The sequence below is a fragment of the Maledivibacter sp. genome (genome assembly GCA_025210375.1).
In the GTDB taxonomy this organism is placed as follows: domain Bacteria; phylum Bacillota; class Clostridia; order Peptostreptococcales; family Caminicellaceae; genus JAOASB01.
The window spans coordinates 1-13,871 of the sequence record JAOASB010000004.1; the positions used below are offsets into that span (position 1 = coordinate 1).

General features: G+C 31.6%; 13 protein-coding genes and 1 pseudogene. 12 read left to right on the forward strand and 2 right to left on the reverse strand.

Going from position 1 to position 13,871, the window contains the following annotated elements; genetic code table 11:
- The first annotated feature begins 37 nt into the window (after positions 1-37).
- The 5 genes and pseudogenes from N4A68_01025 (at position 38) to N4A68_01045 (ending at position 3,069) form a co-directional block, all read left to right on the forward strand.
- Positions 38-310, forward strand: coding sequence for a helix-turn-helix transcriptional regulator (locus N4A68_01025; GenBank protein MCT4562900.1), 273 nt, complete (start codon positions 38-40; stop codon positions 308-310).
- Between the two features lie 391 nt (positions 311-701).
- Positions 702-1,714, forward strand: a pseudogene (locus tag N4A68_01030) (virulence RhuM family protein).
- Positions 1,715-1,934: 220 nt separating this feature from the next.
- Positions 1,935-2,108, forward strand: a complete 174-nt coding sequence (locus N4A68_01035; protein MCT4562901.1) for a hypothetical protein — start codon at positions 1,935-1,937, stop codon at positions 2,106-2,108.
- Positions 2,105-2,440, forward strand: a complete 336-nt coding sequence (locus tag N4A68_01040) for a recombinase family protein (protein MCT4562902.1) — start codon at positions 2,105-2,107, stop codon at positions 2,438-2,440. Before N4A68_01035 ends, N4A68_01040 begins: the two co-directional genes overlap by 4 nt.
- A gap of 101 nt (positions 2,441-2,541) precedes the next feature.
- A complete protein-coding gene (locus N4A68_01045; GenBank protein MCT4562903.1) occupies positions 2,542-3,069 on the forward strand; it encodes a hypothetical protein in 528 nt (175 codons plus the stop codon).
- A 161-nt stretch (positions 3,070-3,230) separates the two neighbouring features.
- Here N4A68_01045 and N4A68_01050 read toward each other — a convergent pair whose 3' ends face one another.
- Positions 3,231-3,725: a hypothetical protein gene (locus N4A68_01050; GenBank protein MCT4562904.1), complete on the reverse strand. Its 495-nt coding sequence runs from the start codon at positions 3,723-3,725 to the stop codon at positions 3,231-3,233.
- 691 nt (positions 3,726-4,416) lie between these two features.
- On the opposite strand from N4A68_01050, the gene N4A68_01055 reads away from it, so the two are divergent.
- Both N4A68_01055 and N4A68_01060 read left to right on the forward strand, forming a co-directional pair.
- A complete protein-coding gene (locus N4A68_01055) occupies positions 4,417-4,608 on the forward strand; it encodes a hypothetical protein (GenBank protein ID MCT4562905.1) in 192 nt (63 codons plus the stop codon).
- A gap of 439 nt (positions 4,609-5,047) precedes the next feature.
- Complete coding sequence (locus N4A68_01060; GenBank protein ID MCT4562906.1) at positions 5,048-7,054, forward strand: methyl-accepting chemotaxis protein; 2,007 nt, start codon at positions 5,048-5,050, stop codon at positions 7,052-7,054.
- Positions 7,055-7,231: 177 nt separating this feature from the next.
- On the opposite strand, the gene N4A68_01065 is transcribed toward N4A68_01060, so the two are convergent.
- Positions 7,232-8,080 (reverse strand): AraC family transcriptional regulator, encoded by an 849-nt coding sequence (locus N4A68_01065; protein MCT4562907.1) that lies wholly within the window; start codon positions 8,078-8,080, stop codon positions 7,232-7,234.
- Positions 8,081-8,244: 164 nt separating this feature from the next.
- Between N4A68_01065 and N4A68_01070 the strand changes: the two genes are divergently transcribed.
- The 5 genes from N4A68_01070 to N4A68_01090 are packed head-to-tail and all read left to right on the forward strand — an operon-like array spanning position 8,245 to position 13,798.
- A complete protein-coding gene (locus N4A68_01070) occupies positions 8,245-9,597 on the forward strand; it encodes a carbohydrate ABC transporter substrate-binding protein (GenBank protein MCT4562908.1) in 1,353 nt (450 codons plus the stop codon).
- Between the two features lie 57 nt (positions 9,598-9,654).
- On the forward strand, positions 9,655-10,560 hold the full coding sequence (locus N4A68_01075; protein ID MCT4562909.1) for a sugar ABC transporter permease: 906 nt from the start codon (positions 9,655-9,657) through the stop codon (positions 10,558-10,560).
- A gap of 9 nt (positions 10,561-10,569) precedes the next feature.
- A complete protein-coding gene (locus N4A68_01080) occupies positions 10,570-11,454 on the forward strand; it encodes a carbohydrate ABC transporter permease (GenBank protein ID MCT4562910.1) in 885 nt (294 codons plus the stop codon).
- A 5-nt stretch (positions 11,455-11,459) separates the two neighbouring features.
- A complete protein-coding gene (gene gnpA / locus N4A68_01085; protein MCT4562911.1) occupies positions 11,460-13,622 on the forward strand; it encodes a 1,3-beta-galactosyl-N-acetylhexosamine phosphorylase in 2,163 nt (720 codons plus the stop codon).
- A gap of 11 nt (positions 13,623-13,633) precedes the next feature.
- Positions 13,634-13,798 carry a hypothetical protein gene (locus tag N4A68_01090; protein ID MCT4562912.1) on the forward strand — a complete coding sequence of 55 codons (165 nt, stop codon included), beginning with the start codon at positions 13,634-13,636 and terminating at the stop codon, positions 13,796-13,798.
- Positions 13,799-13,871: the final 73 nt, after the last annotated feature.

Below are 13,871 nucleotides of genomic sequence, written 5' to 3' on the forward strand. Positions count from 1 at the left end.
ATAAAATATAAGATGGAGTTTGAAAGGAGGCATAGCAATGACTGATTTTAACGACTATTTAGATGAGTGTATGAAAGACCCAGATTTTAAGAAGGAATACGATGACTTAGCTGTCGAATATGAGATTAAACAAGCCATGATAGATGCGAGGAAAGAAAAAAAGCTTACTCAGAAGGAACTGTCAAAACTGACAGGCATACAGCAAAGTCACATTAGTAGACTTGAAAATGCTAACTATAATCCTAGCATTGCATATCTTAAACGGATTGCTCATGCTCTAGGGAAAGAACTTCATATAGAATTTAGATAAGCTAACCCGACTGCAATCATGTAGTCGGTTTTTATTTTTTAATTACATTTCTATCACAATAGCAAAAAAATCTGTAAAAATACCTTCTAAATGTCCTAAAAGATGAAGGGAATATATGAACATTGAAAACTGAATATAAAAATATTTAAGTACGTTACTCCTATGATCCATAGGAGCAAATAATGATACTTCTACTCAGTCCTAATCATCGTCTGGAGAGTAGCCTGCCTGTAGGGGAGGAAAATAAACGTCTATATTTGAGAGAGAATATAGAGGTCTTTTATGAAGCAGATTAACTAACTGTTGCTTAAATATTTTAAAATCTTTGAAAAAACTAACAAAAAAAATTATAATAAAGACAACAATACTTAAAAGATAGGTGTGAATACTTATGGATAAGAATAAATCGGAGATTATCATATATCAAACTGAGGATGGACAGACAAAGATTGAGGTAGCAATGGAAGAAGATACTGTTTGGTTGTCACAAACTCAGATGTGTGAATTGTTTCAACGAGATAAGTCAGTAATATCAAGGCATATAAATAATATTTTTAAAGAAGGCGAATTAAAAAGAGATTCAACTGTTGCAAAAAATGCAATAGTTCAAAATGAAGGAAATAGAAATGTACGAAGGGAAGTAGAATATTATAATCTTGACGTAATTATTTCAGTTGGCTATAGAGTAAAATCTCACAGAGGTACGCAATTTCGTATATGGGCTACTGAAAGACTTAGAGAATACATTATAAAAGGCTTTACAATGAATGATGAACTTCTTAAAAAAGCTGGTGGTGGCAATTACTTCGATGAACTATTAGAGAGAATTAGAGACATTCGTTCTTCCGAAAAGGTATTTTGGAGGAAAGTATTAGACATCTATGCTACCAGCATTGATTATGATCCAAAGGTAGAAAGCTCCATAATATTTTTTAAAACAATACAAAATAAAATGCACTGGGCAGCACATGGGCATACAGCAGCAGAAATTATTTATAATAGAGCAAATGCCAAACTACCATATATGGGAATGACATCATTTATAGGTAATAAGCCTAAAAAGGCAGATACAATAATTGCTAAGACTACTTAAAAGAAGATGAAATAAATATACTAAATAGAATAGTAACAGCATACCTAGAATTTGCAGAATTACAGGCTATTAGAAAAAAACCAATGTATATGAAGGATTGGTTAGCAAAATTAGATGATTTCCTAAGAATGACCGACAATGAGATATTAAATCATGCAGGGACAATTAGCCATAACCAAGCTAAAGAAAGAGCCAGTCATGAGTATATAAAATACAAAGAAAAAATAAAAAATGAATTATCTGCAGTAGAGAAGCATTTTATAGAATCGATTGATAATGCAGAGAAAATGCTAAAAAAATCAAAGAAATAAGATTGAACTACTCCCCAAAATTTAACTATCCCGAAATTCAGGATAGCTAAAGATACAAGTATATGTTATATATTTAGTTTACTACTATTCAAATATAAGAATCGACTAACCATCGGGTTCTTTTTCCTTATTCCAATAACCCGATTAAAATCTAACCCCTTATCCCCTATATCTCAAATAGAGAGTAGGGGATTTCTTATACAAAAAAGCAGAAAGGAAAATGGCAATGAAAATAACAAGAGAATACAACGGAAAATCTACCTTTGAAGACATATTAAAGCTCTATCTTGAGAATATATCAAATGAAGTCATTGAAAAAAATAAGGAGGAAGCTTATAATAAAGATACAACTCTAACACCTCATCAAGAAAAAAATGAGGTGTTAGATAAATGAAAGCAGCGATATACATACGTGTATCAACAAAGCATATAGAGCAAGAATCTTCACTACAAAACCAAAAAGATATGTTCATAAAATACATATCAACAAAGGGTTGGACACTCTACAAAATATACAAAGACGTAGACTTTGGTACTCATGGAAAAAGACTTGGATTTATAGAAATGGTAGAAGATGCAAAGGTAGGAAAATTTGACGTAGTACTAGCAAAAGAACTATCAAGGCTAGCAAGAAACATAGGAATAAGCCATGGATTCAAACAAGTAATAATGGCAAATAACATCCACATCATATGCTTAGATGGGGTGGTGTGGGAGAAGTTGTAGTTGGTTGGTTAAGCTATAGAGTATGAAGATGAGCAGGGAGCATCCGCGAAGGTTGGACGTAATTTCAAGCTTACAAATTAGAGATGAGGTTGTATAATAAAATGAAGTACAAAATAGATTTTTTACTAAGGGCAGTATTGATATCTGTAGTGTTTATTGTTATAGTTGGAATTGGTTATACTAATATGCAATATAGATTAGATTACATTGAGATCATAAACGAGTGTTTCGAAGGTGGATATGATGATCAGATAATACGAGATAAAGTTATCATTGGTAATCAAGAGTATCTATTTTATGGTAGGGATGATATTGGATATGGATATATAAAATTAGAAAGAGGTTTAAATAAGAAATACAAAATTTTGAGAAAAGATAAATCATCACAGTATTTTCAAATTATTAACCCAGTAATCAAATCTAAGATGTTTAATATAATAATTGGGCACAATCCCCAAGAAGGCTCTATTAGTTGTGAGCTTAGTGATAGTTTTATTCATAATAATATTGTGACAGGAGATTTCATTTTAATATATAATTCTGATACATATACCACTATTACTAAGGAAGAAATAGTTTTTAAAGATGAGAATGGTATTAATATTACAGAAAAAGTGACAAAATTATAAACACCCATGAAACTACGTCTAACACGCCGTTTAGCCATTCATATTAACTATATATGATTTATGAGTTAATTTATCAATTTTAAATAGCCTTCCTTGATAATTCAACCAAAGAAGGCTATTTCATTTACAGACACTCTTTTCTAGTTTTTATATGCCAAATACTATACTAAAATAGAAAAAGGTTCTTTAACATAGGAATAGTAATCTTTCATTGTAAAATCAGGGGGTAAACATGCAAAATTACTATGACCTTCCATTATATGGTCTTTATTAATCCTAAGCCATTCAACAAACATTTCTGGGTCGTTTTCACGAACATCTTCAACCCATTTTTCTCCTTCGGCTTGCAAAAACTTAAGTCCTTCTGCATAAGATAAATTCATACTATCAGATTTCTTTAAACTTTCATTAATATTATTTATAAAACTCTCCATTGTTTCACCTCCGATTGTATATTTTCTTGGTAATTTGTCCATCTTAATATTTTTAGGAACATTTAGATTCTTTGAATCTGCAGCTTCAGTTAATTCTAATTTTACAGATTGTTTTTCTTGTCCTTCAGTCTGTAAACTCTTACCTTCAGACAAATTTTTGCCTTTAAAAACCGTATAGTTCTGTATAAGACCGTTATTAGCAGTACCTATTGAATTTATCATTTTTATACCCACCCCATCATATATATTTTTTTATTAGTTACCTTCATATACCGAATAGCTAAAATGATAAACAAAATTTGTATAGGTCTCAACTTGAAATTTGATTAGTTAATATAATTTTATTTCCATCAGCAGTAGAAGATATTTTAGCACTTTTGAACTCCGATGTTGCATTCCATACATATCAATCTTGGCCATTTTTCACATGTAGAGATGTTCTTGAAAGATTTCCTTTTGTAATACTATATGCTTTATATGCACTACCATTAGGTTCAGCATCATCATAATCATTCATAATATCTAAGCTCTTATTAAATACATCGGCACTTATAGAAAAAAGTTAAGCTCATAAATTATTTTATTAACAATATTTTCTTTTATTCAATTACACTTAAAATATCCATAAAGCCTAGTGAAATATACGAATCATAGTTTGTGCATTCTCCAAGTTCTATTTCTTAGGTTACAAATCCTTGTGCTAGATTGTAATGTTTATTTACAATTTCTAAAAAAAGAGACAAGCTATAGCAAAAACTAAAATGCGTGGATGATGAGCTAGTAGAAGTATCAAAAGCTTATAGTAAATATATAGAATCTTAGCTGATTAAGGCTGAAATAATTATGGATGGTATTGCCAATAGAAATGCAATTAAGTCTTGGGATTGGAGTCAACAAAAAAAGGCTATACAGTATGAAGTCCAAAGACATAATATATTTGCAGATATTTATAACAGCAAATGAGAATATGGATAAAGCCGGTGAAATTGTAGGAAATGTAAATATTTATTTAGATCAAACAGTAGATTCCTATGATATTATAAGAGGTTCAATGAAAGATTTAATGGAGCAATTTCAGAAGCTAGAGAAAGCAGGCTTAATATAATTAGAATAGAATAAAATAAAGTAAAAGTTAATGGATCAATAAAGAAGGGTATTATATATACAAGGTTTTTTTATTATAATGTTTTGTATTAAAGACAAATACCACTTTGCCATTGGGTCAAAAATGATATTTATGTATGTCAAAATATTGAAATTCTCTTGACACTTGTAACGAACTATGATAAAAGTATAGCAAGTACTCACTCAATTGAGAAATAGAAGAGGATCTAATAATGAATAGAGTTTAAGTCTGTCTATAGATATTCTAGTTAAACAGTCAATTTATACACATTAAAAATCCCTAGAAACATAGGATGTTTTGAGATGTATAAATTAAGTTTAACTTTTGGGAATCTATAATGTAAGAAAATTAATGTTTATGAGAGGATATAGGATCTCACTGAACATAATATATAATATATCATACAAGGAGTGGGAAAATGAAGAAAAAATTAATTATCTATAGTTTTGTCGTAGTATTAATCAGTGTACTGTTTGCATCTATTATCCAATATTACTCTATAACATCTACAATTAATCATTATAGAGATTCAGTTGCTGTGAGTATGAAAAATGCATCCTTTTCTATTCAGAAAGTCTTCTCTTCTGTTTTCAATGATTTGTTGTATCTATCAGAAAGAAAAGAGTTATCTATCACCAAAGATTTTGGATTAAAGGATGAAAGAACTCGTCAATTAAATGATTTCAAAGCCTTTGTATCTAACAAGAAAATTTATGATCAGTTACGTTACATAGATAAAACAGGTCAAGAAATTTTACGTGTGAACTATAATAAGGGAGATGTAGTTAGTGTAGATGAAAGTAAACTTCAATCTAAATCAGGAAGTTATTATGTAGATGATGCATTGGGTTTAAATGATGGAGAAATTTATATTTCTAGATTTGACCTTAATAAAGAAAAAGGGAAAATAGAAAAGCCTATAAAGCCTATGATACGCTTTGTAACTCCTTTTATGAATAACCGTAATCAACTAGATGGGTTGATTGTATTTAATTATTTAGGTGAAAATCTAATTAATGATTTAAAAGAAGTAGATCATTCGGCAAACTCAAGTATCCAGCTAGTGAATGGAGACGGATACTATTTATACAATGGTGATGAGTCTAAAGAGTGGGCATTTATGCGTGATGAAGAGGAAGGTTTTTTCAAAGATTATCCCGAAGCTTGGGACAAGATAAAAAAAGAAAAGAACTATGACTTTGAAACAAGTAAAGGGCTTTTTAGTGTTCTTCCCGTAGATCCAGATCAATTTGCTGAGAATTTGGTTGGGTCGAAAATGAATCAAAATGAGTCTAACAATTTTTATGTTGTGGTTTATGTTGAGAAAGAAATCATAGCAAAAGTATATAGAGAGGGGCTTATAAAGGGCATTGTTATATTCCTAATTACTGCGTTTATAGGAAGTTTTTTAGTAAGATTATACATAACTAAAAAAGAAGATGAGGAGAAGCATAAAAAAAGTTTGGAAGAAAATTTAGAATTTAACAAGACTGTAGTAGATAAGACACAGTCTAGTGCTGATATTATTTCCAAGGTTTCATCTGAAATTTATGATGCAACAGAAGACGCAAATCGAGGGCTACAACAAATCATCCATGAATTAAATAACGTAACTACAAGTATTAATGACAATGCCAATACCATAGAGCAATCCAATGATCAAATAGAATCAATTGCCGAAAAATCATATATAGTAGAAAGTATGTCAAGGGATGCAGTTAAAAAGAATAAAGACATAGTTGGGTATGCAGAAGAAGGTAATTTAAGTATTGGGGAACTAACATCTATGATTTCAAAAATTAGCAAATCCACAGACTACGTATTTGAAGAAATAGGAGAACTAGTAGCAAAGTCAAATGAAATAGGCCAAATTATTACCTTGATAACAGACATTACAGAACAAACAAATTTGCTTGCGTTAAATGCTGCCATTGAAGCTGCTAGAGCCGGTGAACATGGCAAAGGGTTCGCAGTTGTAGCTGAAGAAGTACGTAAACTTGCTGACGTATCTGGAAAATCAGCTACCAAAATCTCACAATTAATTATAGATGTACAGGAAAAAGCAAAAACTTCCGATGAATTTATTACGGATAGCAGATCAATAGTTGAAGAAAGTGTTAAAAAGTCTGAAGAAGCAAATAAGCAGTTTTCTGCTATTTCATCAGAAATAATTAAAATGTCAAAGTTAATTAGTGAAATCACGACAAAATCTACAGAACAACATAATCTAACTAAAGTAATGAAAGATGCTATGGCTATAATTATTAGGAACACAGAAGTAAATACAGCGGCTGTAAATGACATAAATGATGTTATTCAGAATCAAGCAGCGTCTTTTGAGGAGATAGGTGCAAGTATTGAAGAATTATCTAGTATGTCAGATGAGCTGAATAGCATTAGCAAAATGAATGAAGAGCAAGAATAATGACGATAGGTGATGTAGTATTGATATAAGTTCGAAATATCATATTGACACTTGCTAATAAAATAAAAGCAGAAGAATCGACTCTCCCCTATGGTAGATAGTTAAAATAATATAACTGTCTACCATAGGGGAGTTTTTGCGGTGGGAAGAAAAGGGAAATTTCAGTTATTACTTTTCCTATTTATCTGTATAAATTTTTCTATATTTTGTTGGAGTGGTTCCAACCTTTTTTTTGAATATCTGATTAAAGTACGATTGACTATTGAAACCAACAATTTCAGTGATCTGTTTCATAGAATATTGGGTGTTTTTTAGGAGATTCTTTGATACTGATATCCTTTTTTCAATGAGATAATCGATAGGAGAAGAACCGGTATATTTTTTGAACTCATGGACTAGATAAAATTTATTCATATAAGCCACTGAGGCTAAAGAATCTAGGCTCAGTTCTGAGGCATAATGAACATCAATATATTTCTTTATAAAAGCACAGTCCTTATTAATACTCTTTGTAGAAGCCAATACCAAATTTGATTCAGTTCTTCGCCTTATATTGAAAATTAAAATTTCCATGATATTTTGACAAATCGATTGATAATGTTTTCCGCAGCCTTGGAGTTCTTTAAGTATTGTGTCTAGATAAAAAAGAATTTCATCTTTACATTTAGAATAATTGTATATGCTATATGAGGTCGTTGTTCCACAATGATTAGAGCTTCCATTAATAATTAGAGAAATACCATCTATCCCCAATACTATGTATTCTAAAGGGTTAGAATCCTTGGATGATTCCGTATGGAGAACGTTTGCATTTACTATAATTAAATCGTCTTCTTTCACAGTAAAATCTTTATCTTGTATTTTAAAATGACCACTTCCGTGGACAACATAAAATAATTCAGTAAAAGGATGCATATGCATAGTGCTGTGCCAGTCATCTTCATATTTGGCTCTTGATGCATATCTAAGTTTCGCATTAAGTTTACTTAATTCATTACCCTCAGATTCAAATAAATTATTTGACACAACTATGATCCTCCTTAAAGGTTATTAATATAATTTTATTATATTGCTTTAAAATTTGAAAAGCAATATAAATAAAAAAACAAGCAATATAATTATAGAAAAAAATATACATAATGGTTATAATTGTAATTGATATAAAAGATCATATTTAGGGGGAGACCATTATGAAAAAAGTATTGGCTTTATTAATTTCAGTTTGTTTATTGGTATCACTTGCTGCTTGTTCTGAAAATAGTGAAACCACTGATTCAAAAAGTGAATCACAGGAAAAGGTTTTAAAGATTGCCGGTTTAAATGGTGGGTATGGCGATGAGCATTGGAAAGAGTTAGCTTCTAAATTCGAAGCCGCAAATGATGGAGTTAAAGTTGAACTTACACTTGAAAAGAATATTGCTGAAGTCTTAAGACCTCAAATTCAAGCTAAAAATGTTCCCGATATTATATATTTGGCTGTTGGGGCTGAGGGCAAATTAACGGATACTTTGATAAAAGAGAGAGCTATACAGGATATAACAGATGTGTTTGATATGGAAGTTCCCGGTGAAGGTGTTAAAGTTAAGGATAAAATAGTGCCAGGCTTTACGGATACTTTAATAACAAAACCATATGGAGATGGTAAAATATATTTGGCACCATTATTTTACGCACCCTGTGGACTTTTTTATAACCAAGACCTTTTTGGAGAAGGAAAATATAAATTCCCTGAAACTTGGGATGAACTATTAGCCCTTGGAGAAACTGCTAAGAGTGATGGTATATCTTTATTTACTTATCCAACCACTGGATACTTTGATGCATTCTTCTATGCCCTTCTTAATGAAGTAGGAGGATCAGAATTGTTTAACAATGCGATGAATTACGAGGAAAAAGCTTGGACAAGTAATGAAGCAACTAAGGCATTTGAATTAATAGGAGAATTAGCTAAGTATACCCATCCAGATACAGTATCTCAAGCAAATGGGGAAGGATTTACAAAAAATCAACAGCTAATATTAGACAATAAAGCGTTATTTATACCTAATGGAACTTGGTTACCGGGAGAAATGAAGGATGCACCTAGAGCAGATGGATTTAAATGGGGATTTACAGCCTTACCAAAGGTTAAAGCAGGTGGAAATGCTTATTCCTATACATTCTTTGAGCAAATGTATATACCAGAAGGGGCTAAGGAGGTTGACCTTGCTAAAAAATTCATGGCATATATGTATTCTGATGAGGCCGCAAAAATAATTCATGAAAAATCTGGTGCAGTACAACCAATAGTTGGGGTATCAAAATTTATGACTGAGGGAGATCAGAACAAGCTATTCTACTCAGTATATGATAATGGTGCTAAAGCTGCCATGGGTGGATTTGCAGCGGCTCCTCCAGTAGAAGGAGTTGACCTTACAAGCGGAGATGGGATTCTTTTTGGAACAGTAAATTCTATTGTATCGAAGAATAAAACTGTAGAACAGTGGCAGAACGAAGTTGTTGAAGCCGCGGCTAAGATCCGAGAAGCGATAAATGCCCAATAACCACTTTAAAAGTAGAGTTACAGTATGGTGGATAAATTATCCACCATACTGTTTATTATGAGGAGGGAAATTGTGAATAACAGAAGTTTGAAATTATTTATTATTATTTGTCTTACTCCTGCACTCATGTTATTTTCAATTTTTATGATAATTCCAACCCTAAGTGTATTTAAAATGTCGTTATATAAGTGGGGCGGATTGTCAGCAAAAAAAGCTTTTGTAGGACTAAATAATTTTAAAATTTTGATAGGAGATGCCAATTTTTTAAGATCTTTTGAGAATACAATTTTTATTATTGTGATGGTTAGCATTATAACAATGACCATAGCAATAGCATTTGCATCGATTTTGGTTCGCGAAAATATTAAGGGTGAAAATTTTTTCAGAATTATATTTTATATACCTAATATTTTATCCGTTGTAGTTATATCATCTATTTTCTCAGCAATATATGATCCCAGCCAAGGTCTTATAAATAGCTTTTTTAAAATATTAAAGCCAGAGAGTTGGGTAAATATACAGTTTCTTGGGAACCAAAGAATTGTAATTTATTCTATAGCTGGAGCAATGATTTGGCAGGCTATAGGGTATTATATGGTAATGTACATGGCTAGTATGTGTTCCATACCAGTTCAGTTATATGAGGCGGCGGAATTAGATGGTGCAGGTAAGATAAGACAATTCTTTGATATCACTTTGCCTTTAGTTTGGGATACAATTAGGACAACTCTAACCTTTTTTATCATAAGTTCTATCAATTTAAGTTTCCTATTTGTAAAGGTAATGACTAGTGGAGGCCCAGATGGATCATCGGAGGTATTCTTAAGTTACCTATATAAACAAGCCTATAACAATGCAAGTTATGGTTATGGCATGGCTATAGGGGTCATAGTTTTCTTATTTTCATTCTTATTATCTGGTATTATTAACAAAATAACAAAACGTGAAACCTTACAGTACTAGGAGGGGCATATGGATAAGAAAAGGAACTTGATAAAAGCTGATACTATTTATAGATTATTTATATATGCTGCGTTAATAACTTTAGCTATTAGTATAATAGTACCAGTATTATGGGTGTTTATGGCGTCAATCAAAGAGAATTCAGAGTTTTATGGTAATCCTTGGGCTCTACCAAAGGGATTCCATTTTACAAACTTTATAGATGCAATTGAAAAAGCAAAAATGGGGGAGTACTTTTTAAATTCAGTTACAGTAACATCCTTAGCGCTAGTTATATTATTAGTGGTTGCTATTCCGGCTGCATATGTTTTAGCTAGATTTGAATTTAAGGGTAAAAAGATTTTGAATAGACTATTTATGGCCGGTCTTTTTATCAATATAAATTATATCGTTGTCCCAATATTTTTAATGTTATTAGGCTGGGATGGATATATTATGAGAATCTTTGGTAAAGGGATATTTTTAGATAATATTATTGTGTTAGCTATAGTTTATGCTTCGTCGGCAATACCATTCACAATCTATTTGATATCCAACTATTTTAGAACATTACCCAAAGCCTATGAAGAAGCAGCCTTTATAGATGGGTGCGGATACTTTAGAACTATGCTTAGTATAATGATTCCTATGATAAGACCTAGTATTATAACGGTTGTGTTATTCAATTTCTTAGCTTTTTGGAATGAGTATATTATAGCCTTAACCTTGATGACAGGATCATCAAAAACTTTACCAGTAGGGTTAATAAATCTAATGCAATCTCAAAAGGCAGCAGCCAATTATGGGCAATTGTACGCAGGACTGGTAATAGTAATGATTCCAACATTAGTTTTGTATATCCTAGTACAGAAAAAATTAACACAGGGAATGAGTATTGGAGGAGTAAAGGAGTGATGAAAATGTTAAAATCTAAGGGTAATGTAACACTCCCTAGTGAAGAAGGGTTTTTAGAAGAAACAAAGGAGATATTAGAAAGGCTGGGGGCCGATGCAATTAGGGATAGTGATGGGACTAAACTCTCAAAAGATATAAAAAATTTGGATGCAAAGATTTATACCACCTATTTTGTAAGTAGAGGGCACAATGATTTCGCAAAGCAAAATATGAAGGAATGTCAACAGTTCTACTTAATGAGCAAATTTAATTTAGCAGATTCTATAAAGTTAGAAATATTCTTTATGGAAGATTATTTTCCTCAGCAGATAAGACCCGATTATGATCATGATCCTAAGAAATGGTGGGAAGTTATAGATAGAACTACGGGAGAAGTCGTAGATAGCGAAAAATGGGATGTAGATAAAACAGAAAACAAAGTAACAATCCATGAATCAAAGCCCTTTCATGAATATACAGTTTCATTTTTAGTATATGCTATATGGGATCCAACACAAATGTATAATCACATAACAAATAACTGGGGAGAAAAGGAACATGACATCCCCTTTGATGTAAGAAGATCTAAATCTGCAAAATATATATTAGATCATATTGATAACTGGCTTGAAGAAAATGAGCATACGGATGTAGTAAGATTCACAACATTCTTTTATCATTTCACACTTGTATTTAACAACATAGGAAAAGAAAAGTTTGTGGATTGGTTTGGATATAGTGCAAGTGTATCAACGGCAGCCTTAGAAGCATTTGAGAAAGAAAAGGGTTACAGATTAAGACCAGAGGATATAATTGACCAGGGTTACTATAATACTTCTTTTAGAATACCTACAAAGGAATTCCTAGATTTTATGGACTTTCAACAAAACTTTGTATCAAAAACCGCTAAGAAGTTAGTTGATAAGGTACATGAATCTGGCAAAGAGGCCATGATGTTTTTAGGAGACAACTGGATTGGTACAGAGCCTTACGGTAAATATTTTGATAGTATAGGATTAGACGCTGTTGTTGGTTCCGTTAATAGTGGGGCTACCCTAAGAATGATTTCAGAAATTCCAGGGGTTAAATATACGGAAGGAAGATTCTTACCATATTTCTTCCCGGATACCTTTAGAGAAGGTAATGACCCCACAGTTGAAGCAAAAACAAATTGGATATCTGCAAGACGTGCTATTATGAGGAAGCCCGTCGATAGAATTGGTTATGGTGGATATCTATCCTTAGCCTATAAGTTCCCTAAATTTATAGATTATATTGAAAATGTATGTAATGAATTTAGGGGAATCTATAATAACATTAAGGGTATAAAGCCATATTGTGGGTTGAAGGTTGGAATTCTTAACTCTTGGGGGAAAATCAGATCTTGGCAAACCCATATGGTTGCCCATGCCCTATGGTATAAACAGATTTATTCATACCTCGGAATACTTGAATGTTTAAGTGGTGCTAGCGTAGATGTTTCATTTATTAGTTTTAGTGAAGTAAAGGAAAAAGGAATCCCACGGGATATAGATGTATTAATAAATGCTGGAGACCATGATACGGCATTTAGCGGAGGCAAGGAATGGCTTGATAAAAATCTTATAACTACTATTAGGAAATGGATATATAATGGTGGTGGCTTTGTAGGTGTGGGAGAACCATCTGCGAAACATTATCAAGGTAGATATTTTCAATTAGCTGATGCCTTAGGGGTGGATAAGGAACTAGGTTTCTCCTTAAGTACAGATAAATATTTTATAAAACAAGAAGATAAACATTTTATAACCGAAGATGCAATAAATACAATTGATTTTGGAGAAAGTATGAAGAATATTTATTCATTAAGTGATAAAACAGAAATTCTTGAGTATAGCAATGGAGAAATCCACTTATCTGCTAATGAATATGGAAAGGGTAGATGTGTTTATATAGCAGGACTTCCATATAATCAAGATAATACTCGACTACTATTAAGAAGTATGTATTATTGTGCCCACAAGGAAGAGCAATTATATAAATGGTTTGCTGATAATATCTTTGTAGAAGTACATGCATATCCTGAAATCAAGAAATATGCTATAGTAAATAATTCAGATAGTCCTCAAAAATCTGTGATTTATAATGGAGAAGGCAATACTTTCGACGTAAATCTAAAAGCCTGTGAAATTCGATGGGCTGAAATGTAGTGGGTGATTAAATGAAAAAAATTAAAATTTTAAGTGAAGCCATTATTTTTATTCTCTCGGTGTTTTTAGTTATAAAGGGTCAAAGTATAAAGAATTATCTGGGATTATTGATTATGTTAATAGGGCTTTTCGGGATTTTATTTGAATTATATTTATACAATAAAAAGAATAGATGACTAACTGAGTAAATTGCATAATCACTTTTTATAAAAAACATACCATCAAATATGCCTATATATTAAGTAATTA